This is a genomic window from Legionella genomosp. 1, assembly GCF_900640215.1.
Classification (GTDB): Bacteria; Pseudomonadota; Gammaproteobacteria; order Legionellales; family Legionellaceae; genus Legionella_C; species Legionella_C quinlivanii_A.
Genome location: NZ_CAAAJH010000018.1, coordinates 22,730 through 44,769 on the forward strand (window position 1 = coordinate 22,730; position 22,040 = coordinate 44,769).

The following is a 22,040-nucleotide window of genomic DNA, read 5'->3' on the forward strand; positions in this document are numbered from 1 at the left end:
GAGAATACCAATGAAGCAAGCAGCCAATATTAATTATAGGAATATTTGGATAATGGGAGCGATGGTTTTATTGCTCTTGTTAATGACGCACTCAGCCTCAGCCGCCAATGCAGGTGGAGGACTGCCATTCGACTCATGGCTAACAAAAATACAAAAATCCATTACCGGCCCATTCGCCTTTTCTGCAGCAATCATTGGATTGGTTGCAGCTGGCGCTACATTGATTTTTGGTGGTGACATGAACGGTTTTATGCGAACCCTGGTCTTTTTCGTGTTGGTACTGTCCTTTTTAGTTGCAGCACAAAATACCATGACAGCAATTACAGGCAAAGGAGCTGAAATTGCTAAACCTTCAGTCGCAATGACGGTTACGGAGTTGCAGCCATGAGTCTTCGTACCATTCCTATACGTAAATGCGGCAACCGCCCAAGCCTTTTTATGGGCGGCGACCGCGAATTGGTTATGTTTTCAGGATTGTTATCAGCCATTTTAGTATTCGCAGCTCAAGATTGGCTTGCTGCCATTTTTGGCTTTGCCCTTTGGTTTGTATCTTTAAAAGGGCTTAGGCTTATGGCTAAAGCCGACCCTTGTATGAGAGCAGTTTATTTAAGACAAAGAGGCTATCAAGCCTATTATCCTGCACGCTCAACACCCTTTCGTAATAACAAAGGGAGGTATTTATGATTGAATTCATTACCTTTTTAATCAGTATCACCGGGCTTTTGCTGTTAGCTATGCTGTTTGGTGCCATTCGAATGAAGAGCCGAGAATACCATGTCAAAAAGCATCGAAACCATACCGCAGGACTGGTTGATTTACTAAACTATGCTGCAGTGATCGATGATGGCGTAGTGATCGGTAAAAATGGTTCTTTTATGGCAGCCTGGCTTTATCAAGGTGAAGACATCGCCAACACTACGGATGAAGCTCGTGAAATGATGGCCTTTCGTATCAATCAGGCTATGTCCTCCATGGGCAATGGCTGGATGATTCATGTCGATGCCATAAGAAGAGCTGCTCCTAGTTACAGTGAGCGCAGTGACTCATACTTTCTCGATCCCGTCTCAATAGCTGTTGATGAAGAAAGGCGACAGCTATTTGAACAAACAGGAACTTTATATGAAGGTTACTTTGTTATCACGCTAACCTGGTATCCACCTGTATTGGCGCAAAAGCGTTTTGTTGAATTGATGTTTGATGATTCAGGGGAAAAATTAAGCCAAAAAGCCAAAACTCATCAATTGATTGAAACTTTCAAGCAATCGTGTAGAAACTTTGAGTCACGCATGAGTTCAGCTCTCCATCTCGAAAGATTAGGTTCAGAAGTACTCATCAATGAAGACCATAAAATTACTCAGGACAACTTTTTAAGACACATTCAATATTGTGTTACAGGGCTTAATCATCCGGTGAATCTACCCAAAAATCCAATTTATCTGGATGCACTGATTGGAGGTCAGGAGTTAACGCCAGGCATTACACCAAAAATTGGCCGAAAGTTCATTCAATGTGTCGCCATTGAAGGATTTCCCATGGAATCTTATTCCGGTATTTTAACGTTGTTAACACAATTACCCGTTGAATATCGCTGGAACTCTCGCTTTATATTTATGGATATGCATGAGGCTGTAGCCCATTTCACTAAATTCCGTAAAAAATGGAAACAAAAGGTTAGAGGTTTTTTTGACCAAATATTTAATACTAGCTCAGGTATTATCGATGAAGATGCACTTAGCATGGTTAATGACGCGCAAGCTGCAATTGCTGAAACCAATTCAGGGATGGTCGGTCAAGGCTATTATACATCGGTAGTTATATTAATGGATGAGGATAGAAGCAAGGTCGAAAAAGCCGCTTTATTTATTGAAAAAAATATCAATGCCTTAGGCTTTAGCGCACGAACAGAAACCATTAATACCATGGATGCATTTATGGGTAGCCTACCTGGTCATGGTGTTGAAAACATCAGAAGACCTCTGATTAATACTATGAATTTGGCTGACTTGTTGCCAACATCCAGCATTTGGACTGGTGAAAATAAAGCACCTTCCCCATTGTTTCCACCGCAATCACCGCCTTTAATGCATTGCGTCACCAGCGGTAATGCACCATTTCGTTTGAACCTTCATGTCAGAGACTTAGGTCATGGCATTATGTTTGGACCCACACGTTCCGGTAAATCAACCCATCTTGGTTTACTGGCATTGTCCTGGCGTCGTTATAAAGATGCCCGTATTTATTCTTTTGATAAAGGCATGTCCATGTATCCGACCTGCAAGGCAACAGGTGGGGAGCATTTCACGATTGCTGATAAAGATTGCCACCTTGCTTTTGCTCCTTTGCAGTTTTTAGAGACTAAAGCAGATAGAGCTTGGGCTATGGAGTGGATTGATACGATTCTGGCATTAAATGGTTTGAATACCACACCAGCTCAGCGCAATGAAATCGGTCATGCCATTATAAGCATGCATCAAAGTGGCTCTAAAACCTTATCTGAATTTGTCATGACTATTCAGGATGAGCCCATAAGAGAAACATTAAAGCAGTACACCATTGATGGTTTGATGGGGCATTTATTGGATGCGGAAAGTGATGGTTTAGGTTTGTCTTCTTTCATGACCTTTGAAATCGAGCATTTAATGGGCTTGGGTGAAAAATTTGCACTCCCTGTATTGCTTTATCTCTTCAGACGTATTGAAACCTCATTAGATGGCCGCCCCACCTTAATTTTGCTTGATGAAGCATGGTTGATGCTGGCGCATCCTGTATTTAAAAACAAGATTGCTGAATGGCTTGATTCCATGGCTAAGAAAAACTGCGTGGTGTTTATGGCAACTCAACATTTATCCCATGCAGCCAACTCTGGCATTTTAGACATTATTGTTGAATCAACCGCCACCAAAATCTTTTTACCAAATCTGTATGCAAGAGATCCTGAAACCCGAACCATTTACGAACGGATGGGTTTAAATCCGCGGCAGATTGACATCATTGCATCTGCTCAACCCAAACGTGATTACTACTACGTTAGTGAAAAAGGCCAACGCCTTTATCAATTGGCGTTAGGCCCTTATGCCTTGGCGTTTGTAGGTGCAACAGATCCCGATTCTATCGCACGTATGAAGCAATTGGAGTTGAAGTATGAAGATGCCTGGGTCTCTCAATGGCTTTCAGAAAAAGGTATTCCCATGGAACAGTACGGAGAAGCAGCATGAAAAAAAGTATAACAAATAATCCCTATCTTAATGCCAGACGCGCTTGGAATGTTCATACCGCAGGGCTTATGAAATCACTACAGATTTGGCAATTGGTGGGTTTAGGCAGTCTCTTAATTGCTTTGGCTGCTGTAGGCGGATTAATCGCTATAGGCAGTGAGTCCAAGTTTATACCTTTGGTGTTTCAACAAGATGCCAATGGTAATACGTTATCGGTTACTCGTGCTGATAGGGTTGGTGAGGCAACTATCGATGATTATCGCGCTGCAGCTGCCCATTTTATTGAAAACATTCGTATGGTAAGCCTTGATGTGGAACTGCAAAAGAAAGCAGTTTTTCAAGTGTACTCCTATTTAAATGCCAATGATGCTGCTCTAAACAAGGTTCAAGAATTCTACAACGACAAACAGCAATCCAATCCCTTTGAAAGAGCTGCTCATGAAATTGTGAGCATTGATATTCGTTCAGTGCTTCAAGAGTCGGATGAGACCTGGCAAGTCGACTGGATTGAAACAGTGAGAAATCGTGATGGCTCGCTAAAAGAAAAGCCTCGCATGATGAAAGCGATGATTACGATGTATCAGGAGAATGAAGTCAATGATGTCACCAGTGAGTCCATTTTAAAAAATCCCCATCTGATTTATGTGCGTGATTTTAACTGGTCTTATGAATTAAAGCATGGAGAACAGCAATGAAAAGAATAATACAGCTATTTTGTTTATTGACACCTCTCACAGGGTTTGCATTGGATAATAATGAATTGGCCGAACGCTATTTTTCAGATACTTCACCCAAGCTATCGAGTCAGGAAAAACAAGCTTTAGATATTGCAGAGCGTACACAAAAAGGAGAAAAAACAAGTAAGCCCTTTGCTTCGGCAGATGGTTCGGTCAGTTTTATTTATGGATCAGGGCAAACCAGGGTAGTTTGTGCGCCATTACAGGTTTGTGATATTGCCCTGCAGCCAGGTGAGCAGTTTAACGACATGAATGTTGGTGATCCTCGCTTTGTTGTTGAGCCGTCCATCACAGGAGCCGGGACTTTGCAACAAATCCATCTTCTCATAAAACCCAAAGATGTAGGGCTTGATTCTTCCTTGGTTGTGACCACTGACAGAAGGACGTATCACTTTAGATTAAAGTCTGACAGAACCGAATTTATGCCCTACGTTTCTTTTATTTATCCCGATGAAGCAAAAGCCAAATGGCAGTTACTTCAACACATTCAAGCTGAAAGACGAAAAGTAGACACCTTGCCAGAAACTAATGAATATCTGGGCGATCTTAACTTTAATTATCAAATTCAAGGTAATGCCCGATTTAAGCCCATTAGAGTTTATAACAATGGCATCAAAACAATTATTGAGATGCCAAGAACCATGGCTCAAAGTGAAGCGCCTGCGCTGTTGGTTTTAAGAAGTCGAGGGCTGTTTCGAAAATCAGAATCCGTCATGGTCAATTATCGTCTTCAGGGTTGTCGTTACATCGTTGACGGTGTTTTTGATAAAGCCATATTAGTTATCGGCAGCGGTTCATCTCAAGAAAAAATTACGATTAAAAGGTGCTGAAAATGAAAGAATTAAGTGTTTTATTGCTCGCAGTCTTGTTATCAAGCTGTGCGAGCATGCGTTATGGCAATTTTACTCAACTGTCACAGGGCAGAGATGCTTATTTGGCAGCAGATGCAGCTACTCAATTAACCCGAGTCTATCCACCTGCTCAAAATACATTTTGTATTGGGCAAAGGGTAACAGATGGCTTTGGCAATACTCTGGTTCAAGGCTTGAGAAAAAAAGGTTATGGCGTAAATGAAAATCAATGCCCCAAACAAAAGGCCAATTTTTTCTATGTGCTTGATGAGCTTGAACCTCAAAACCTATATCGAGTTAGCCTTTATGTAGGAATACAAACATTGAGCCGCCTGTATGCAAAAAACCATGAAAAAATCCTCCCTGTCAGCGCATGGACTCATAAGGAGTAAGAACTATGAATCAAAATAATGATTATTTGTCACCAGACAATTCACCGCAAAAACTTCAAACCACAGGTGTAAAACGGGTAAATAATGTGCCACTCATGATTGCAATTGGTATTTTAACTCTTTTTGTGGTGCTCATCGCATTAGTTGCCAATAAACGAGCTAATGCGCAAAACCAGCCGCCAGAAATAGCAAATGTTAAAAACCCTAAGAAAAATACTATGAGCCTTGCCAATGACGTGGTAGGAAGCCATAAAACAGCGGTAATCACACCACAAAATGATACGATAGCAAGCAATGAAACAGCTCCTTTGTCCATTCCAGAGCAATTACCTCGTCTAGAAGATACTCTGACACATGAGGTATCCGAGGGCGAAATCGAACGTATTCGTCAGGAAAAAACTCAAGAATTTGAAGAGGCTGTCAAAGCCAAAACCTCGGTGATGGTCGATAACCCAAGATTGAATAACCGAGATAGTGTTAAAACTTACATGAATAGTAATGAGGTGACAACGAACTTCGATTCTTCGTCAACCTTCAAAGAGCAGCTCGCATTGTTACAGGGAAGACAAGCCAAACCCATGCCGCAAACTTTAGGTGGCGAAGAAAATGAAATGCGCTGGCATTTAAATTCAACGTTGCAAAACCCAAACAGTCGATACGAGCTAAGAGCTGGAAGCGTAATTCCAGGGGTAATGATTAGTGGTATTTCCTCTGAATTGCCAGGTCAAATCATCGCTCAAGTATCACAAAACGTTTATGACACTGCAACGGGTAAATATATCTTAATACCACAAGGCACCAAGATATTGGGGCTTTATTCCAGTGATGTCAGTTTTGGCCAAAACTCTGTATTAGTGGCTTGGCAGCGACTGTTGTTTCCAGATGGCAAAGCCCTGGATATCGGCTCTATGCCCGGCGCTGATAGTGCTGGATATGCAGGATTTCGCGATCAGGTAGATCATCATTATGCGCAAATTTATGGTTCAGCACTTTTAATGTCAGGCATTATTGCTGGCATTACTTATAGCCAAAATACCAATCAATCTAACCAATTCGGTTACGCCCAGCCCACAGCTGGCAGTGTCATGAGTCAGGCTTTAGGGCAACAGTTGGGCGAGGTTACTTCGCAACTGGTTTCAAAAAACCTAAATGTGTCTCCCACCATCAATGTCCGCCCAGGTTATCGTTTCAATATCATCGTAGTGAAAGATTTAACGTTTAAACAGCCTTATAGGCAATTTGCATATAAATGAAGGAGAACATAATGAAATTTAAATCCATGATTATTTATTTCTCTTTTTTGCCAGTATTCGCAAGTGGCGCACCTGTCTTTGACGTTGCGAACTGGATTCAAAATGGAAAAATGATTGCAACTCAGCTTAGCGAGTATAAGACGCAAGTCGATCAATACAAAAATCAGATGAATCAATACCAAAACATGTTGGAAAACACCAAATCACTCACTTCCTTTGAATGGGATAATGCCAACTCGGTTATTAATAATTTGCTTGAATCGACTGATACCATTGATTATTACAAGCAGGAAGCTGGCAGCCTCCAAGGGTATCTTGACCGATTCCAAAGTCAGGAATACTACCAAAAGACCCCTTGTTTTAATGGCAATGGCCAATGTTCTACTGAAGAACTTAGAAAAATCAAACAAAGCAGATTAGCAGCTTCTGTTGCTGAAAAACGTTCCAATGATGCCATGCTTAAAGGGATTGATAAGCAACAACAGAGTTTAAAAAATGATTCTGCAAAGCTACGTACTTTGCAATCTCAAGCGCAAAGTGCTACAGGCCAAAAACAGGCTCTTCAAGCCGCTTCTCAATTAGCTAGTAATCAATCTCATCAATTGCTTCAAATCAGAGGCGTGTTATTAGCGCAACAGAATGCTCAGGCAGTCAAAGATGCAGCGAATGCCAACAAAGAAGCGATACAGACTGCAGGGGATGAGCAGTTTAGATCAGGGGCATACCATAAAAGCTCAGGAAAAAAATGGTAATCCATCACAAAAAGGAGAGGAAATGAAAATTTTAAGTTTATCTATGATGCTATTTGTGTGTGCACTGTCCGGCTGTGAAAATGCAGAAACAAAAAAAGCCCACCACCTTGCATCTTTAACTTGCGACAGCTCAAGAGAAGGTCGAACAAAAGAGGAGCTGCAGGCAATCGGTGATACGTGTTTTCGAGGGGGTAGTTACTCCAAAAGCTCTGGTAAGAAGTGGTAATGCTATGAATAAAAAAATAACTCCCTATTTTATTATCCTCTGTTTACTTGGGTTTTCTGCCTGCTGCCATGCTCAGGGGCATGGCATGGATAGCCGTGATTTGCTCGACAATATTTTACAGAGATTTGCCAGCACATCCGCGCTATGGAGCCAAACCATGTTGAGTTATGCCAGATATCTTTTCTGGTCTTTGGCCTTAATCAGTATGGTGTGGACTTACGGTTTGATGGCATTGCGTAAAGCAGACATTCAAGAGTTCTTAGCTGAAACGGTACGGTTTTTTGTGGTTGTCGGTTTTTTCTATTGGATTTTGGACAATGGTCCTGCAATTGCAAAGGCAATCATAGACTCCATGCGGCAACTTGCAGCAAAGGCTTCTGGGATTAATGAGCATGTCTCTCCTTCTGATATTGTGGATGTTGGGTTTGATATTGTCTCAAAAGCCATCGACAGCTCGTCTATCTGGTCTCCTGCTGCAACTACAGTAGGATTGCTCGTGGCAGGGGTTATTCTGATTATATTGGCTTTAGTCAGTATCAACATGCTCATTATCTTAATCACCGCATGGATTTTAACTTATGGTGGCATTGTTTTATTAGGGTTTGGCGGTGGCCGTTGGACACAGGATATTGCTATTAACTACTACAAAACCGTGTTGGGTATCGCATTGCAAGCTTTTGCCATGATTTTAATTATTGGTATCGGTAAATCTTTTGTAGATCAGTATTATGCCGCGATGTCTGAAAACATCATGTTAAAAGAAATGTTTGTCATGCTGGTAGTTGCAGTACTGTTATTGGTTCTTATTGATAAAATTCCGCCTGCTTTAGCAGGCATTGTGTCAGGAGGTGGTTCTGGTGGTGGCGGTGGGCTCGGTCTTGGTGGAGCTATGGGAGCGGCAGGAATTGCAGGAGCTGCCATGGCAGGTGCAGCAGGTACCGCATTTGCTCAAAGCGGTGGTGGCTTATCCGCACTTAATGCTGCATTTAAAGCAGCCAGTCAATCCACTAACTCTGGCGATACAAGCGCACTGTCTGGAATGGATAAAGGCTCAAAAACCAGTGGTTTAGCTGAGGCGATGGGAACTGCTGCCAAATTTGCAGGCTCTTTTGGATCACATTTGGCCTCAGGCACTATGGATGTTGCTCGTGAGAAAGCGAATTCGGTTAAAGAATCAATTGCTGAGAAAATCGCGGACACAACAGGTGGAAAAATTGCCGAAGCAATCCAAAGCAAAGCGAATTCATCCACTTCTGAATCACAAGAATCCAACGCGCAAAATATTTTATCCATGGGCGCCCCGGCAGGTAGTTTTAGTTCAGGATTTGAAGAATCAGATGAGGTTAGTCAATTTGTGAACCAAAAGGCATCTGGAGAGAGTCAATGAGCCAAAACAAACCTAATAAAGCCATAGGTCCCCAAGTAAGAGAAAAAAATCACGGCAAGATAAATAAAACGTTAGTCTTGTTAGTCAGTTGTTCTTTCTTAATCAGCATGCAAATTGGAACTCAGTTTTTCGCGCATCAATTTCACTATGCTGATGTCTTGGGAGGTTCATTCGCCCATATTTATATGCCGTGGCAGATTTTTCTGTGGGCTATTAAATACCAACCCTATTATCCAGATTCTTTTAATGCAGCCTTTGGTCTCATCGTCATGATGGGTTCTCTCTTTTTAATGATGATCGTGTTGGCTTCCAAGTATTTTAAAAAGAGCAATGTGAGTGATTATCTCCATGGTTCAGCCAGATGGGCTAATTGGGAGGACTTAGGCAATGCAAGCCTAATTGGACATGATGAAGGAGTTTATGTTGGGGCGTTCGAGGATGACAAAGGAGAAATTCATTATTTGCGCCATAATGGGCCTGAGCATGTTTTAACTTATGCGCCAACCCGCTCTGGAAAAGGAGTTGGCCTTGTGATTCCAACCCTTTTATCGTGGAAACATTCCTGCGTGATTACCGATTTAAAAGGCGAACTTTGGGCAATGACCTCTGGATGGAGGCAGAGACATGCCGCCAACAAAGTCATTCGATTTGAACCTGCAACTTTAAAAGGAAGCGCACGCTGGAACCCTCTGGATGAAATCAGAGTAGGTACTGAATCAGAGGTAGGTGACGTACAAAATTTGGCAACACTTGTAGTTGATCCCGATGGTAAAGGATTGGAAACGCACTGGCAGAAAACCTCTCAAGCCCTTTTGGTTGGTTTTATTCTGCATGCGATTTATAAACTGAAAAACAAGGGAGAACCCGCCACATTTCCCAACATTGACCGTATGCTGGTTGATCCCAATATTAATATTGCCGACCTGCTCATTGAAATGACCCAATACCCACATATTGAGGACAAAACCCATCCTGTTATTTCAGCCTCTGCACGTGACATGATAGATCGACCCGAAGAAGAAGCAGGTTCTGTATTATCTACTTTAAAATCTTATTTGGCGTTATACCGAGATCCAGTGGTAGCACATAACGTCTCTGACTCTGATTTTTGTATTCGAGATTTGATGAACCATGAAAATCCGGTGAGTCTCTATATTGTTACTCAACCTAATGACAAGGCGAGGCTTCAACCTCTGGTTAGAGTCATGATTAATATGATAGTGAGACTATTGGCTGACAAAATGGAATTTGAGCGTGTATCCGATGACAAAGGATTATCTTATGTGAGTGCTAAAAAAACTTATAAACATCGACTGCTTTGCATGATTGATGAATTCCCAAGCCTTGGAAAACTCGATATTCTACAAGAGTCATTAGCCTTTGTTGCAGGTTATGGTTTAAAATTTTACTTAATTTGTCAGGACATTAATCAGCTTAAAAGCCGTGAACGTGGTTATGGTCCTGATGAAACCATTACTTCTAATTGCCATATCCAAAATGCTTATCCACCCAACCGAGTTGAAACGGCAGAACATCTTTCCAAGCTAACAGGTCAAACAACTATTGTTAAAGAACACATCACCACCAGCGGTAAACGCTTTTCTACGTTCTTAAATCAAATATCAAAAACCATTCAGGAAATATCGAGACCTCTTTTAACCGTTGATGAGTGTCTTCGTATGCCAGGACCTAAAAAAGATTCTAATGGCTTGATTATTGAAGCTGGGGATATGGTTGTTTATGCAGCGGGCTTCCCTGCTATCTATGGTAAACAACCGCTTTATTTTAAAGATCCAGTCTTCATGGCTAGAGCATCTGTAGAGGCTCCTACTCACTCAGATATTTTACGTATTCGTTTAAGTGAGGATGAGGTGATCAGGTTATGAAAAAATTGTCCATAATAATCGCTATTTTTCTGATAAGTACTATTGCTGCAGGCATATTGTTCAATTCTATGGGCTTTAGGATAAACCTTACTGAATCCATTCCTGTAGGATTATATCGTATCACCGGCACAGAGCCGCTAAAAAATGCTTATGTGATTTTTTGCCCCGATGATAGGCAGTCTTTCAAATTAGCCAAGAACAGAGGCTATATAGACCATGGTCTTTACTGTAATGGATATGGTTATTTAATGAAAAAAGTGGTGGCTGTATCTGGCGATATCCTCTCTGTGACAAATGAAGGGGTTTTTGTGAATCAAATGCTAATTCCCTATTCAAAACCAAAATTACAGGATGGTATGAACCGCGCTTTACCTCAATGGCAGGTGATGAATTATCAACTTCAAGAAGATGAAATCATGACGATGACCAGTCAAAGCGAATGGTCATTCGATGGTCGATATTATGGTCTTGTTCACACAAGACAAATCAAGGGAATGATCACACCCATATGGGTAATTATTAAACGGGAGAAAACCACATGAGTCATGAAACCGAGTTAATGGATGTGATTTCAGAAAAATTCGAGGATTTAGTAATCCCGGGCTTTCTTGTCGAAGTCAGTCCGATAGAAGCTGACATCATGGGAGCATTTTTTGAAGATGCACTCAATGAAGAAGACGCCATGGAGGCCATTTATGACTAAAATGCCTTACCATCAAGTCGTTGCCAATCAAATTATTGAAAGCCTGAAAGCAGGAACCGCGCCCTGGCTAAAACCATGGGAACCAGGCACAGGTAATGGTCAAGTTCCTTATAATCCAGTCACAGGTAAGCGTTATCGAGGGATCAATGCATTGTATTTGATGCTGAATCAAAGTGATGACAACCGTTGGTTAACTTATAAACAAGCGCTAAGTATGGATGCGCAGGTTCGCAAGGGAGAAAAAGGCACCACGATTCAATATTGGAAATTTCATGAAGAACAAATCAAACAAGATAATACTGGTAAACCTGTACTTGATGAGCATGGTAATCCACTAAAAGTGCACGTGAATCTTGAACGACCCAAGGTGTTTTATGCAACGGTATTTCATGCCTCGCAAATTGATAATATGCCAGAACTCATTGCAAAAGAGCCAGACTGGTCCTTAATTGAAAGAGCAGAAAAAATGCTACATAACTCTGGTGCTGCCATTATTCATTCTGAAGCGGACAGAGCATTTTACAAGTTATCAACTGACAGTATCCATCTTCCACCAAAAGAGCAATTTAAATCCGCGGCAAACTATTATGCTACCGCCCTGCATGAGCTAGGGCATTGGAGCGGTCATCCTTCAAGACTGGATAGAGATTTAGGCCATCCCTTTGGTTCAGATGCCTATGCCAAAGAAGAGCTTAGAGCTGAAATTGCAAGCATGCTTTTAGGTGCTGAGCTTGATATAGGGCATGACTCTTCTCAACACACTGCATATATCAAATCATGGATTCGTGTTTTGGAAGATGAACCATTAGAAATATTCAGAGCATCCGCAGATGCAGAGAAAATAGTTAATCACCTCTGTGCTTTAGAGCAAACCCAAGACATTCAACTGACAGAACTTATTGAAATCAAGGATGATAAACTAAAAGAGGAAGTCTTTATGGCGTCTGAAAACACCACTTCTGAAAGGGTCTGGTTAAGCATCCCCTTCAAACAAAAAGAGATTGCAAAATCCACAATAGGAAAACTCTCTGATGGAACACCAGGTATTGCCTGGGATAAAGTTCAAAAATGTTGGTATGCAAACCCTGGTGTTCCTGTTGAGAAAATCAAGGCCTGGCTTCCTGAAAATCAAATACTGACTCAGGATAAAGCGCTTATACCTGCGGATGAATTTAAAGCGGCATTGATAAGCATTGATGCTATTGTTTCAGGCGAGCATCCGATTATGGATGGCAAACCTCATCGCATCCCCACCGAGGGTGATAAAAATAGTGAAAAAGCAGGATTTTATGTAGCCCATTTAGATGGTGTTCCAGCAGGATATATTAAAAACAATCGAACTGGAGCAGAGCTTAACTGGAAATGTAAGGGCTACATTCTAACTGATGAACAGAAGGCAACGCTCAAGGCAGAGGCGCTTGAGCATCAACAAACTCGTCAACGTGAGCTTGAAGCCAAACAAAAAAGTACTGCATTAAGACTCAAGCAAAAATTATCCATGATGACAGAGGTTGTGGAACCCACGCCTTATATGCAATCGAAAGGTATTCAAGTTCATTCGGGTGTGTATACTGATGAAGAAAAAAAACTAACCTGCATACCGGCAACCGATAGTAACGGCACCATCTGGACCGTTCAATACATTGACAAAGATGGCGCTAAGCGGTTTGCAAAGGATTCCAGGAAAGAAGGCTGCTTTCATGTATTAGGAGGTATTGAGAAGCTTGCAGATGTACCCGTTATTTTGATAACGGAGGGTTATGCCACCGCTGCAACGATAAAAGAAGCAACCGAGCTACCGGCTGTGGTTTCAGCTTTTGATGCAGGCAATCTCAAATCCGTTGCCAAAGCTCTGCATGAACAATATCCTCATACCCCAATCATTGTAGCCGCTGACGATGACAAACATCTTGAGTTAACTCAAGGTATTAATCCCGGAAAAGAAAAAGGAGGCGAAGCAGCAGATGTCGTCAAAGGCTTTGTCATTCTTCCAACTTTTGCACCAGGCGAACAGTCATCAAACCCCAGGCAATTCAGTGATTTTAATGACTTGTCAAACCGCAGCGCTTTGGGAATTGAAGGTGTAAAACGACAGATTAAACCTAATATTGATAGAGTTGCTAAGAGAAATAATCCTCTGCTTCAATCGCGAAGGAATAATGTCGTTTTTATTTCCTAGTCTGAACCAGATGAGGCCGTGGTATGAATTTTTCGAGCCACCGCTAATATTAACTATACGGTCTTATTTTAATTGATATAAACCTTAATCATCGAAATACTTTGATTCATCAAATTAAGAAAAATTGGCATATTGGCAAAGAAGCACCTATTATGGGTTTATCTTCATACGAAGATTATGCATTATCAGAAGAGAACAAGGAGCGAGTCTTTCATAAGCCCTTCACTAAAAAAGACGTAATAAAAATTATTGAGTTCCTTAATAGTTCGAAAAGGAACCATTAAATCATTTCTTAAAACTGGACAAGGAGAAGCCTAGTGTTTAAAAAATTGTTAATTATCGGCAGTCTTGCGCTTACCATTACAATCCCTAATACACTTTGGGCAAAAGAAAATTGTGCTTGTATGATGGGCTCAATGACCAAATGCCAAAGTGCCATGGATCAAATGATGATGGACAAGTTAGGAAAAAAAGACAACCAATACGATAAACGCTTCATTGATATGATGATACCTCATCACCAGGCTGCCATTATGATGGCAGAAGATGCTTTAAAAAATGCAACACATCCTGAAATCAAAGAAATGGCTCAGAAAATCATTGACGCCCAACAAAAAGAAATTGAGCAATTAAAAACATGGCGTAATCAATGGTATGGAAGTGAACAATCCAAAGGAGAATAACATGTCCCACCAACAGTATGAGGCCTGTATTAAAGCCTGCCAAACATGTGTGGCTGAATGTGAGCATTGCGCAACGGCTTGCAGCGAAGAAGACAACCGTAAAGACTTAGCTTGTTGTATTACATTGGATCGTGATTGTGCAGCAATCTGCGCCCTTGCGGCAGAGATGATGGCCAGGGGCTCATCCTTTATTAAAGAAATTTGTGGATTATGTGCTAAAATTTGCCGGGCTTGTGGCGATGAATGCGGTAAGCATCAGCACATGGAACACTGCAAGCGATGTGCCGATGCATGTTATCAATGTGCTGAAGAATGCGAAAAAATGGCTTAATGTTCAAGCTCCTTGCAGATACTGCAATGGAGCTTACAACGAATGGTGCATCATTAATTTTGGCAATTTAATATCTTGATAATTCACTAGGGTCATCATGCCCGTTTCTTGATGATACAGCATATGGCAATGCATCATCCAATTACCAGGATTATCAGTATCGAATTGAATGTTCACTGTTGATTTCGGCAACACAATAACCGTATCGTGCAACAAACCATTCTTTATTTTTTTACCATCAATCTCAGTTACTTCAAATACATGACCATGCAAATGCATAGGATGAGCCATGGTGGTTTTATTGTTAAAGACCATTTCGACGCGTTTATTTTCATCAACTATTAAAGGTTTGATGTCTGGCCACTTTTGGTTATTAATAGTCCATACATAGCGCATCATATCGCCTTCTAGATTAACGGTTAAGATTTGGCCAGGTGTTTTATCAGGCAGTGGATTTAATGCTTTAAATTGAAACTCCTGATCATAATTTAAAGCCCCTGCTTTACTTGAACTTATTTCATTAAGTTTAGGAATAATCGCTTTAGGCGTTGCGAGTATTAAACCCGTTTGCATCTGCGTCCCCTCGCCTTGAGCAAGAATAGGATATGCTGCTTCACCCTGGGGAATAGTCACCAGGACATCAAGTCGTTGCCCCACAGCCAGTTGAAATTGCTCAGATTGTACAGGTTGAATCGATTGGCCATCGAGTGCGATTGCCTCTCCTTTCAAAATACCTGTATTAATAAAAAAATTGGACATTGCAGAACCCGCAATGAAACGTAATCGAACAGTATCTCCTGGATGAACGGGAACGATTTGAGGATTTTTTAAAGTTTTATAATTGGTGAGAAAAGCATCATAATTGACATCATTTAAATCAGGTGCCGCATTATCCATAGGCATAGAAGACATCCCACTGCCATGATGCATGTGGGTCATTTGCCCTTTTTTTAACTCACTTAGAATCACTTCTGGTTTTTTAAAACTAAAATCTCCGATAAAGAAAGTAACCTCTTTATCACTCACCTTATCGTTTGGATCAGCGATAATCAAAGGCGCTGATAAAAATTGCTGTACTTGTAAATCATGATGCGAATGCATCCAATAAGTCCCAGACTGTTTAAGTATGAAATGATAATGATACTCGCCACCTGGGGGAATAGGTGCTTGCGTCACATAAGGTACCCCATCTTGATCATTAGGAACAATAAGACCATGCCAATGTAAGACGGTCGGCTTATCCGTTTGATTTTTTACAATCGCATCAAATACTTGACCTTTGACCCCTTTATATCCCCATGTGCCATCGGGCTGTTCAATGCGAAACAACTCGGCTGGTTTCCCATCGACTTCGGTTTGGAATTTTTTAATCAACAATACTGTAGGGTCACTCGCTTTAGGAGGTACAGGCTCTTGACTTGCAAGAGCCTGTCCTAAAACCAACGTACTTAATAGTACTCCTTGAACACAATAAAACAATTTCATCTAATGTAATCCTTAATTAGACTGTGGGGTTTGATAAAGCTCGCGTAATTGAGTTAATATCTTTTCCAATTTATCCCAATTCGCTTGTGTCCCCTCTTTATCGTTTGCATCACCTGTTTTATCAAGACGTGTAGCCAATTGCGCAACAAAGCTTAAGTTATTCTGCAAAGTCTTTTTCTGTTCATCCGATAAATCCAGACTTTTAGCAGGAAGTGCATTGACTAAATCGCGAATAGCAAACGCATGCTCATGAATGGAAGCTAATTGGTTTTCTTTTAATGCCTGATTTATCGATGCACTATGTTCCTCTATAGCCTTCCAAATGGCAGGAACAGTGGAAGGGATAGTTATTTTGGGAGGTTCATTTGTATTGGCAAAAAGTTCTAATGGTATTGTCCAAATAAAAAGGCTCATGATTAAACTAAGCCATACCGATTTACTGTTACGCTGTATTTGCTTCATAGTGTTTCTCCTGGTTGTTTATCCTTTAAAGCACTTCGTTTTTCGCGCCATTGTTCGATGGCATTATAGACTGTCGGTACCACAAACATATTAAGCACCGTTGACGTCAATAACCCGCCTAATAGTACTTGGGCTAAAGGCCGTTCTAATTCTTTTCCGGCAGGTGATCCCAAAAGGAGTGGAAAAAGGCCAAGCGCTGCGGTAGCTGCCGTCATTAACACAGGCACTAATCTATCGAGCGTACCATCAATAACCACTTGCTCACGAGTTTTTCCTTGCAAACGCAATTGATTATAGTGACTAACTAAAATAATCCCATTTCGTGCGGCAATCCCAAACAAGGTAATAAAACCAATCATTGCCGCCACACTCATCTCACCACTGGCGATATAGAGCGAAATGACCCCACCAATTAACGCTAAAGGTAAATTAAACATGACCAACAGAGCTTCTCTAAAGGTACCAAAGGCTTTGTGCAGCAAAATAAGCATAATAAAAATAACCAAACCACCAAAGGTCAGAATCACTTTGGAAGCCTGTTGCTGGCTTTCAAATTGGCCACCGTATTGAATAAAGTACCCCGCTGGAAGTTTAATTTTTTCTTGCACTTCTTGCTCTACTTCTGCTATTACGCTGCCTAAATCACGTCCCTGGACGTTAAAGCCAATCACCAATAACCGCTGGACATTTTCCCGATTAATGGCAAAAGGTTGTGGTTCGACCTTAATTTCAGCCACCGCACGCAAAGGAATTTGGCCTAAATTTCCCTCTGCCTGACCATGTGCATCAATGAGCATGTTTTCAATAGCTTTAATGCTGTCACGACCGGTCTTATCCATACGAAGGTATAAATCAAACGTACGCTGGCCTTCTAGAACACTCGATACACTCACCCCGTTTAAAAGCACCTGGACGTCTTCAGAAATCTGCCCCACATTCACGCCATAACGTGTTGCTTTTTCACGGTCAATTTTTATAATGACTTGCGGCACATTAATTTGCTGCTCTTTGTTGACATCGACCACACCTGGAACAGATTTTAAGACTGCTTCTAAAGAGCGTCCCAACTCATTTAACGTGGATAAATTATCACCAAATAGCTTCACTGCCACCTGCGCACGAACCCCGGATAGTACCTCATCCATGCGATGAGCAATAAATTGCCCGACATTAAACACAGTCCCTGGAATATTGGCTAAATCAGCGCGAATACGTCGTAATAATTCATCTGGAGGCATGGATTTATCTTTATCAAAATCAAGACGCACATCAAATTCACTGACATTGGGGGGCAATGCATCTTCATCAAGCTCGCTTCGTCCAGCACGTTGGGAAATAGAGATAACTTGGGGGTAGCGCAGTAAGGTTTTTTGCACCTGTTGTCCTAATCGCATTGATTCTTCTAACGACGTGCCAGGCAAGGTACTCATGGCCACTATGAAATTTCCCTCATGAAACTCCGGTAAAAAAGAAGTACCAAAAAAAGGAAGTAAGGCTAAGGCAAACAAAAAAGCGGCCAGTGCGATGGCAATTACCGTTTTAAGGTGTGCTAAAGACCAGTGTAATGCAATTAAAAAATAACGCTTAAGCCCCACTACAAAACGTGTTTCAGACTCAGTCTCCTGCCCATCCTTTTGCTCTAATCCGTAGTGACGCTCGCGCTGAGACAATGCATGCAAACTCACATCAGTATCGCGTGTTTTTTCCTGACCTCGAACCAATAAGAGATAACAAAGCGCAGGTACCATGGTAATAGACACCACTAGTGAGCCCAAGACAGAAGCAATATATGCAATGGCTAAAGGACTAAAAATGCGTTCAGCAATTCCTGACAGAAAGAAAATGGGCAGAAAGACGAGACTAATAATAATGGTGGCATATACGACTGAGCTTCGTATCTCAAGAACGGCGTCAAAGACGACTTCGATGGCGGGTAGAGGATGGATTTCTTGGCGGTTTACTCTTAATCGGTGCACCACATTTTCTACGGTGATGATGCCATCATCCACCACCTCCCCAATTGCAATGGCCATCCCACCTAGCGTCATCGAGTTAATACCAATGCCAAAATAGTGCAATACTAATAAACCAATGACAAAGGATACAGGCATGGAAAGAAACGTAATGAATGAAGCCCTCCAATTCATTAAAAACACAAATAATATGGCAATAACAATAATAGCGCCCTCTAAAAGTGCACGGGTTAAATTATGAATTGCAGATTCAATAAAATTGGCTTGACGAAAGACCTCGGTATTTAACTCAACCCCTGCGGGAAGTGTTTTTTTAATGTGTTCTAATGCTTCCTCCACTTTGGCGGTCGTTGTCACCGTATCGGCACCAAATGCTTTAGAAATAGTGCCAATCACCGCAGGCTTCCCATTATACGCACCATCTCCGCGCTTAATTTCCCCACCAAAGGCGACTATTGCCACGTTATTGATAGTGATTGGAACCCCTTTTCGTACGGTAATGGCGGTTTTTTTAATATCCTCCAAGGATTGGATTCGTCCCATCGTCCCTACAACAAGCTCGCTACCTGCTTGGTGAACAAAGGCACCAGGCACATTTTGGTTGGCTGTTGTTAACGCTTGCCGTACCTCTTCAATGGTAATAGCATACGCAAGCATCCGTTCAGGAATTAAACGCACCTGGTATTGTTTCACCTCTCCGCCAATGGACACCACAGAAGCGACCCCGCCTAACGCCAAAATCCTGGGTCTAATTGTCCAATCCGCAATCGTACGTAATGTTTCAGGACTTTGTGTATCACTGATTAAGGCATATTTTACAAGCCAGCCAACAGCTGAGGTAACGGGGAGCATCACCGGTGGATTTACGCCTGGGGGAAGTCTGTTGCTCACTTGTTGAATACGCTCATTAACGAGTTGCCGATTTCGATAAATATCAGTTTTATCATCAAAAACCACCGTAATTGTTGATAAACCAACGGAGGTTTTAGAACGTACACTAGCAACCCCTGGCGTGCCATTAATGGCACTTTCCAATGGATAGGTAATCAGCGTTTCAATATCTTGGGTTGCCATACCAGGCGCTTCGGTTTGTACAACAACTTGCGGTGGAGCAAACTCCGGAAATACATCCACCGGCATTTGTTTTAAGGTGTAACCACCTAAAAGACAAAGAACAAGCGTTAAGGCTAAAATCAAAAGACGATTATGGATTGACCAAGCAATTAATCGAGTAAACATTAGTGGGACTCCTTCTCACCCTTTTTTTGGGTGCCGCCACCGCTTAAGGATAAAGTATACAATTGGCGATTTCCTTGAGTCACAACCTCATCACCCGGTACCAAACCCTCTTTAATTTCGGTGTACTTCTCATCACGAGCGCCAATACTGATTATCGTTCGGTCATAAGTTTTGCCATTCTTTACAAAAACAAAAGTAGCGTTATCAATTTCAAGTACGGCGTTATTAGGTATTGTGAGTGCCGCTTGGGTAAAGCGCAGTACCACATTAGCACGCACAAACATACCAGGCTTTAGTAGTCCTTCTTTATTATCAAGACCGATTTGTACGTTAACACTGCGCGTTAAGGGATCTAAATTGGGCTCAATAAGTGTTATTTTTCCTGGAAAAATACGTTTTGGATAGCTTAAAACATGTACATTGACGTCTTGGCTTACTTTAATTTTGCCTAAATCTTCTTCATACACTTGGGCAATGGCCAACAATTGCGCGCGGTTACTGATGTGAAACAAAACGGTATTAGGTTCTACTGCTTGTCCTAAATTGACATTGCGTGCATCAATAACACCTGATATGGGCGCTTTTACCGCCACACTGGGTGGAGGATCGCCAATTAAACGAGATTGCACGGTAGCCAAGACCTGTCCTTTGGTCACTGTATCGCCTAGGTTGGCAACCAGTTCAGTCACGGCACCACTAATGCGTACACTGACATCGGCTTGTGCGTTGGGTAACAATTGGATTTGACCATTTAATATCAAATACTCACCCATAGGACGAGAAGTTGCTTCAGATACCTCAATGTCCAACATCTTTGTTTGTTCGGGCGTCAGTGTAACAGTTTGTGCAGGACCCGATTCATTTACTTCAATTTCCTCTCCATGCGCCATCAGGCATGAGGGATGAATGAGAACACCCAGTAAAAAAAGAAACCCTACCCTTTGACAGATACGATGAGGTGCATGAATCATTTGGTCACTTCCTTGGTTGGGGATAAATAAGAACAGAATCCACTTGAATGCGGTGCTCCAATAGCGGTACATAAGGCGACATAGGATTGAAAATACTGCCCCACGGTCGTTAAGTAGGCCATCTGTACCTCGTTTTGTTGCCGTTGGACTTGCAAGACGTTAAGAAAAGAGACTTGCCCATTTTGATAGGCTTCACGGGCAAGTGTCACATTCTCAAGTCCTAAACGAAGAGAGGTTCCTTGCGTTTGTACCACACTTGTTTTAAGTGCATTAAGTTGACCGTAATTGCTGGCGACTTCTGTTTCAATAGTAAGATTTAAGGCATCAATGGACATCATTGCCTGGGTGCCTGTTGCACTTGTTTCTAAAATTCTTCCCTGGTTACGATTCAATAACGGCAGTGGAATCGATAACGAAATACCTAAGGTGCGGTCTGCTTGTTGGGGAGGCGCTCCTTCCACCACAATTTTATCTTGCTGTACCCCAACACCTACATTCCAATCGGCAAAGCGTTCAGCTTGTGCCAGGCGTCTATCAGCCCCTGCACGCTGGCCTGCTAACAATAGCCCTCGTCTGTCAGGACGATGATTCAAGGCGTGCTGGGTAAGTACTCCTAAAGGAGGAAGATTTTTTGCTATCTTAATGGATTTTTGAACTGGCAACGGTGTATTAGGAGCTTGTCCTATAAGTTGATTTAAGAGTGCGTATTGGCTTATCAACTGAGTTTTTACCAGTTGTTTTTCTTGTTTAATGCGTGCGTATTCGATGCGGGCAGAGTTATCATCCAATTTAGAAATTTCGGCAGCATGATAACGGTTATGAATGACACGCACTAATTCCTGGTTAATATTTTGTAGATAATTAAGTTGTTGCATGCGATTTTCGGCAACTACCACTGCATAATAGGCATTCGCGACTTTTGCACTGAGTAGGCGTGTTGCCTCAAAAACCTCAGCTTGTGCGCGAACAATATCGATACGCGCGATGATTTTTTGCTTAGCTATACGGCCGGAGATGGGAAAAGCTTGATTAAAATTGATACTGCGAGAATATTCGCCCTCGTTATTAAATACCCTATCATCATTATTATTTAAATTTAAAGTCGGATTAGACCATAACCCTGCTTGAATCAGACGAGCCTCCGCAATTGCAATGGCGAAACGCGCTGCTTTTAAATCTTTGTTGTGTTGAATAGCCAACTGGGTGAGCTCTTTAAGACCTAAAGGAGGCTTGGCATATACGAGGACTGGCATTAGCACCATAATGCTCACCACCAAATACTTTAAGCCCCAGCTTTGTTTCATCATGATGTATA

Annotated in this window: 21 protein-coding genes; 16 read left to right on the top strand and 5 right to left on the bottom strand. The window is 41.7% G+C overall.

From position 1 onward, the window contains the following. Positions 1-10: 10 nt before the first annotated feature. The 16 genes from E1O89_RS13820 (at position 11) to E1O89_RS13890 (ending at position 14,595) form a co-directional block, all read left to right on the top strand. Positions 11-388, top strand: coding sequence for a TrbC/VirB2 family protein (locus tag E1O89_RS13820; RefSeq protein ID WP_133140662.1), 378 nt, complete (start codon positions 11-13; stop codon positions 386-388). Beyond that, complete coding sequence (locus E1O89_RS13825; RefSeq protein ID WP_133140663.1) at positions 385-684, top strand: conjugal transfer protein TrbD; 300 nt, start codon at positions 385-387, stop codon at positions 682-684. The genes E1O89_RS13820 and E1O89_RS13825 overlap by 4 nt, the downstream gene beginning before the upstream one ends. Then, complete coding sequence (locus E1O89_RS13830) at positions 681-3,215, top strand: conjugal transfer protein TrbE (protein WP_133140664.1); 2,535 nt, start codon at positions 681-683, stop codon at positions 3,213-3,215. The genes E1O89_RS13825 and E1O89_RS13830 overlap by 4 nt, the downstream gene beginning before the upstream one ends. Then, positions 3,212-3,910, top strand: a complete 699-nt coding sequence (locus E1O89_RS13835) for a conjugal transfer protein TrbF (protein ID WP_262337529.1) — start codon at positions 3,212-3,214, stop codon at positions 3,908-3,910. Before E1O89_RS13830 ends, E1O89_RS13835 begins: the two co-directional genes overlap by 4 nt. Further along, positions 3,907-4,782 (top strand): P-type conjugative transfer protein TrbG, encoded by an 876-nt coding sequence (gene trbG, locus E1O89_RS13840; RefSeq protein ID WP_133140666.1) that lies wholly within the window; start codon positions 3,907-3,909, stop codon positions 4,780-4,782. The genes E1O89_RS13835 and trbG overlap by 4 nt, the downstream gene beginning before the upstream one ends. 2 nt (positions 4,783-4,784) lie before the next feature. Beyond that, positions 4,785-5,195, top strand: a complete 411-nt coding sequence (locus E1O89_RS13845) for a conjugal transfer protein TrbH (protein ID WP_133140667.1) — start codon at positions 4,785-4,787, stop codon at positions 5,193-5,195. 5 nt (positions 5,196-5,200) lie between these two features. Next, complete coding sequence (locus E1O89_RS13850) at positions 5,201-6,448, top strand: TrbI/VirB10 family protein (protein WP_133140668.1); 1,248 nt, start codon at positions 5,201-5,203, stop codon at positions 6,446-6,448. Between the two features lie 11 nt (positions 6,449-6,459). Continuing rightward, positions 6,460-7,200 carry a P-type conjugative transfer protein TrbJ gene (gene trbJ, locus E1O89_RS13855; RefSeq protein WP_133140669.1) on the top strand — a complete coding sequence of 247 codons (741 nt, stop codon included), beginning with the start codon at positions 6,460-6,462 and terminating at the stop codon, positions 7,198-7,200. A gap of 22 nt (positions 7,201-7,222) precedes the next feature. Next, a complete protein-coding gene (locus E1O89_RS13860; protein ID WP_133140670.1) occupies positions 7,223-7,426 on the top strand; it encodes a hypothetical protein in 204 nt (67 codons plus the stop codon). A gap of 4 nt (positions 7,427-7,430) precedes the next feature. Continuing rightward, the gene (gene trbL / locus E1O89_RS13865; protein ID WP_133140671.1) at positions 7,431-8,813 is read left to right on the top strand and encodes a P-type conjugative transfer protein TrbL; all 1,383 of its coding nucleotides are present in this window, start codon (positions 7,431-7,433) and stop codon (positions 8,811-8,813) included. Continuing rightward, the gene (locus E1O89_RS13870; RefSeq protein WP_133140672.1) at positions 8,810-10,699 is read left to right on the top strand and encodes a type IV secretory system conjugative DNA transfer family protein; all 1,890 of its coding nucleotides are present in this window, start codon (positions 8,810-8,812) and stop codon (positions 10,697-10,699) included. The genes trbL and E1O89_RS13870 overlap by 4 nt, the downstream gene beginning before the upstream one ends. Next, complete coding sequence (gene traF, locus E1O89_RS13875) at positions 10,696-11,241, top strand: conjugative transfer signal peptidase TraF (protein WP_133140673.1); 546 nt, start codon at positions 10,696-10,698, stop codon at positions 11,239-11,241. Before E1O89_RS13870 ends, traF begins: the two co-directional genes overlap by 4 nt. Then, complete coding sequence (locus E1O89_RS15500; RefSeq protein WP_019349995.1) at positions 11,238-11,402, top strand: hypothetical protein; 165 nt, start codon at positions 11,238-11,240, stop codon at positions 11,400-11,402. Before traF ends, E1O89_RS15500 begins: the two co-directional genes overlap by 4 nt. Next, positions 11,395-13,581, top strand: coding sequence for a zincin-like metallopeptidase domain-containing protein (locus E1O89_RS13880; protein WP_133140674.1), 2,187 nt, complete (start codon positions 11,395-11,397; stop codon positions 13,579-13,581). Before E1O89_RS15500 ends, E1O89_RS13880 begins: the two co-directional genes overlap by 8 nt. A gap of 317 nt (positions 13,582-13,898) precedes the next feature. After that, the gene (locus E1O89_RS13885) at positions 13,899-14,264 is read left to right on the top strand and encodes a DUF305 domain-containing protein (protein ID WP_262337530.1); all 366 of its coding nucleotides are present in this window, start codon (positions 13,899-13,901) and stop codon (positions 14,262-14,264) included. A 1-nt stretch (position 14,265) separates the two neighbouring features. Continuing rightward, on the top strand, positions 14,266-14,595 hold the full coding sequence (locus E1O89_RS13890; protein WP_133140675.1) for a four-helix bundle copper-binding protein: 330 nt from the start codon (positions 14,266-14,268) through the stop codon (positions 14,593-14,595). A 33-nt stretch (positions 14,596-14,628) separates the two neighbouring features. Here E1O89_RS13890 and E1O89_RS13895 read toward each other — a convergent pair whose 3' ends face one another. From E1O89_RS13895 to E1O89_RS13915, 5 genes are read right to left on the bottom strand one after another with little or no spacing between them, the layout of a single operon-like run. After that, positions 14,629-16,080 (bottom strand): multicopper oxidase family protein, encoded by a 1,452-nt coding sequence (locus tag E1O89_RS13895; protein ID WP_133140676.1) that lies wholly within the window; start codon positions 16,078-16,080, stop codon positions 14,629-14,631. A gap of 12 nt (positions 16,081-16,092) precedes the next feature. Further along, positions 16,093-16,542 (bottom strand): transporter, encoded by a 450-nt coding sequence (locus E1O89_RS13900; protein ID WP_133140677.1) that lies wholly within the window; start codon positions 16,540-16,542, stop codon positions 16,093-16,095. Then, complete coding sequence (locus tag E1O89_RS13905; RefSeq protein WP_133140678.1) at positions 16,539-19,754, bottom strand: efflux RND transporter permease subunit; 3,216 nt, start codon at positions 19,752-19,754, stop codon at positions 16,539-16,541. Before E1O89_RS13905 ends, E1O89_RS13900 begins: the two co-directional genes overlap by 4 nt. Beyond that, the gene (locus E1O89_RS13910) at positions 19,754-20,725 is read right to left on the bottom strand and encodes an efflux RND transporter periplasmic adaptor subunit (protein ID WP_133140679.1); all 972 of its coding nucleotides are present in this window, start codon (positions 20,723-20,725) and stop codon (positions 19,754-19,756) included. Before E1O89_RS13910 ends, E1O89_RS13905 begins: the two co-directional genes overlap by 1 nt. Further along, positions 20,722-22,032 (bottom strand): TolC family protein, encoded by a 1,311-nt coding sequence (locus E1O89_RS13915; RefSeq protein WP_133140680.1) that lies wholly within the window; start codon positions 22,030-22,032, stop codon positions 20,722-20,724. The genes E1O89_RS13910 and E1O89_RS13915 overlap by 4 nt, the downstream gene beginning before the upstream one ends. Between the last annotated feature and the right edge of the window lie 8 nt (positions 22,033-22,040).

Excerpts from the sequence above, each read along its gene's own strand:
- E1O89_RS13820 (WP_133140662.1), top strand. The coding sequence starts at position 11 with ATGAAGCAAGCAGCCAATATTAATTATAGGAATATTTGGATAATGGGA.
- E1O89_RS13825 (WP_133140663.1), top strand. The coding sequence starts at position 385 with ATGAGTCTTCGTACCATTCCTATACGTAAATGCGGCAACCGCCCAAGC.
- E1O89_RS13830 (WP_133140664.1), top strand. The coding sequence starts at position 681 with ATGATTGAATTCATTACCTTTTTAATCAGTATCACCGGGCTTTTGCTG.
- E1O89_RS13835 (WP_262337529.1), top strand. The coding sequence starts at position 3,212 with ATGAAAAAAAGTATAACAAATAATCCCTATCTTAATGCCAGACGCGCT.
- trbG (WP_133140666.1), top strand. The coding sequence starts at position 3,907 with ATGAAAAGAATAATACAGCTATTTTGTTTATTGACACCTCTCACAGGG.
- E1O89_RS13845 (WP_133140667.1), top strand. The coding sequence starts at position 4,785 with ATGAAAGAATTAAGTGTTTTATTGCTCGCAGTCTTGTTATCAAGCTGT.
- E1O89_RS13850 (WP_133140668.1), top strand. The coding sequence starts at position 5,201 with ATGAATCAAAATAATGATTATTTGTCACCAGACAATTCACCGCAAAAA.
- trbJ (WP_133140669.1), top strand. The coding sequence starts at position 6,460 with ATGAAATTTAAATCCATGATTATTTATTTCTCTTTTTTGCCAGTATTC.
- E1O89_RS13860 (WP_133140670.1), top strand. The coding sequence starts at position 7,223 with ATGAAAATTTTAAGTTTATCTATGATGCTATTTGTGTGTGCACTGTCC.
- trbL (WP_133140671.1), top strand. The coding sequence starts at position 7,431 with ATGAATAAAAAAATAACTCCCTATTTTATTATCCTCTGTTTACTTGGG.
- E1O89_RS13870 (WP_133140672.1), top strand. The coding sequence starts at position 8,810 with ATGAGCCAAAACAAACCTAATAAAGCCATAGGTCCCCAAGTAAGAGAA.
- traF (WP_133140673.1), top strand. The coding sequence starts at position 10,696 with ATGAAAAAATTGTCCATAATAATCGCTATTTTTCTGATAAGTACTATT.
- E1O89_RS15500 (WP_019349995.1), top strand. The coding sequence starts at position 11,238 with ATGAGTCATGAAACCGAGTTAATGGATGTGATTTCAGAAAAATTCGAG.
- E1O89_RS13880 (WP_133140674.1), top strand. The coding sequence starts at position 11,395 with ATGACTAAAATGCCTTACCATCAAGTCGTTGCCAATCAAATTATTGAA.
- E1O89_RS13890 (WP_133140675.1), top strand. The coding sequence starts at position 14,266 with ATGTCCCACCAACAGTATGAGGCCTGTATTAAAGCCTGCCAAACATGT.
- E1O89_RS13895 (WP_133140676.1), bottom strand. The coding sequence starts at position 16,080 with ATGAAATTGTTTTATTGTGTTCAAGGAGTACTATTAAGTACGTTGGTT.
- E1O89_RS13900 (WP_133140677.1), bottom strand. The coding sequence starts at position 16,542 with ATGAAGCAAATACAGCGTAACAGTAAATCGGTATGGCTTAGTTTAATC.
- E1O89_RS13905 (WP_133140678.1), bottom strand. The coding sequence starts at position 19,754 with ATGTTTACTCGATTAATTGCTTGGTCAATCCATAATCGTCTTTTGATT.
- E1O89_RS13910 (WP_133140679.1), bottom strand. The coding sequence starts at position 20,725 with ATGATTCATGCACCTCATCGTATCTGTCAAAGGGTAGGGTTTCTTTTT.
- E1O89_RS13915 (WP_133140680.1), bottom strand. The coding sequence starts at position 22,032 with ATGATGAAACAAAGCTGGGGCTTAAAGTATTTGGTGGTGAGCATTATG.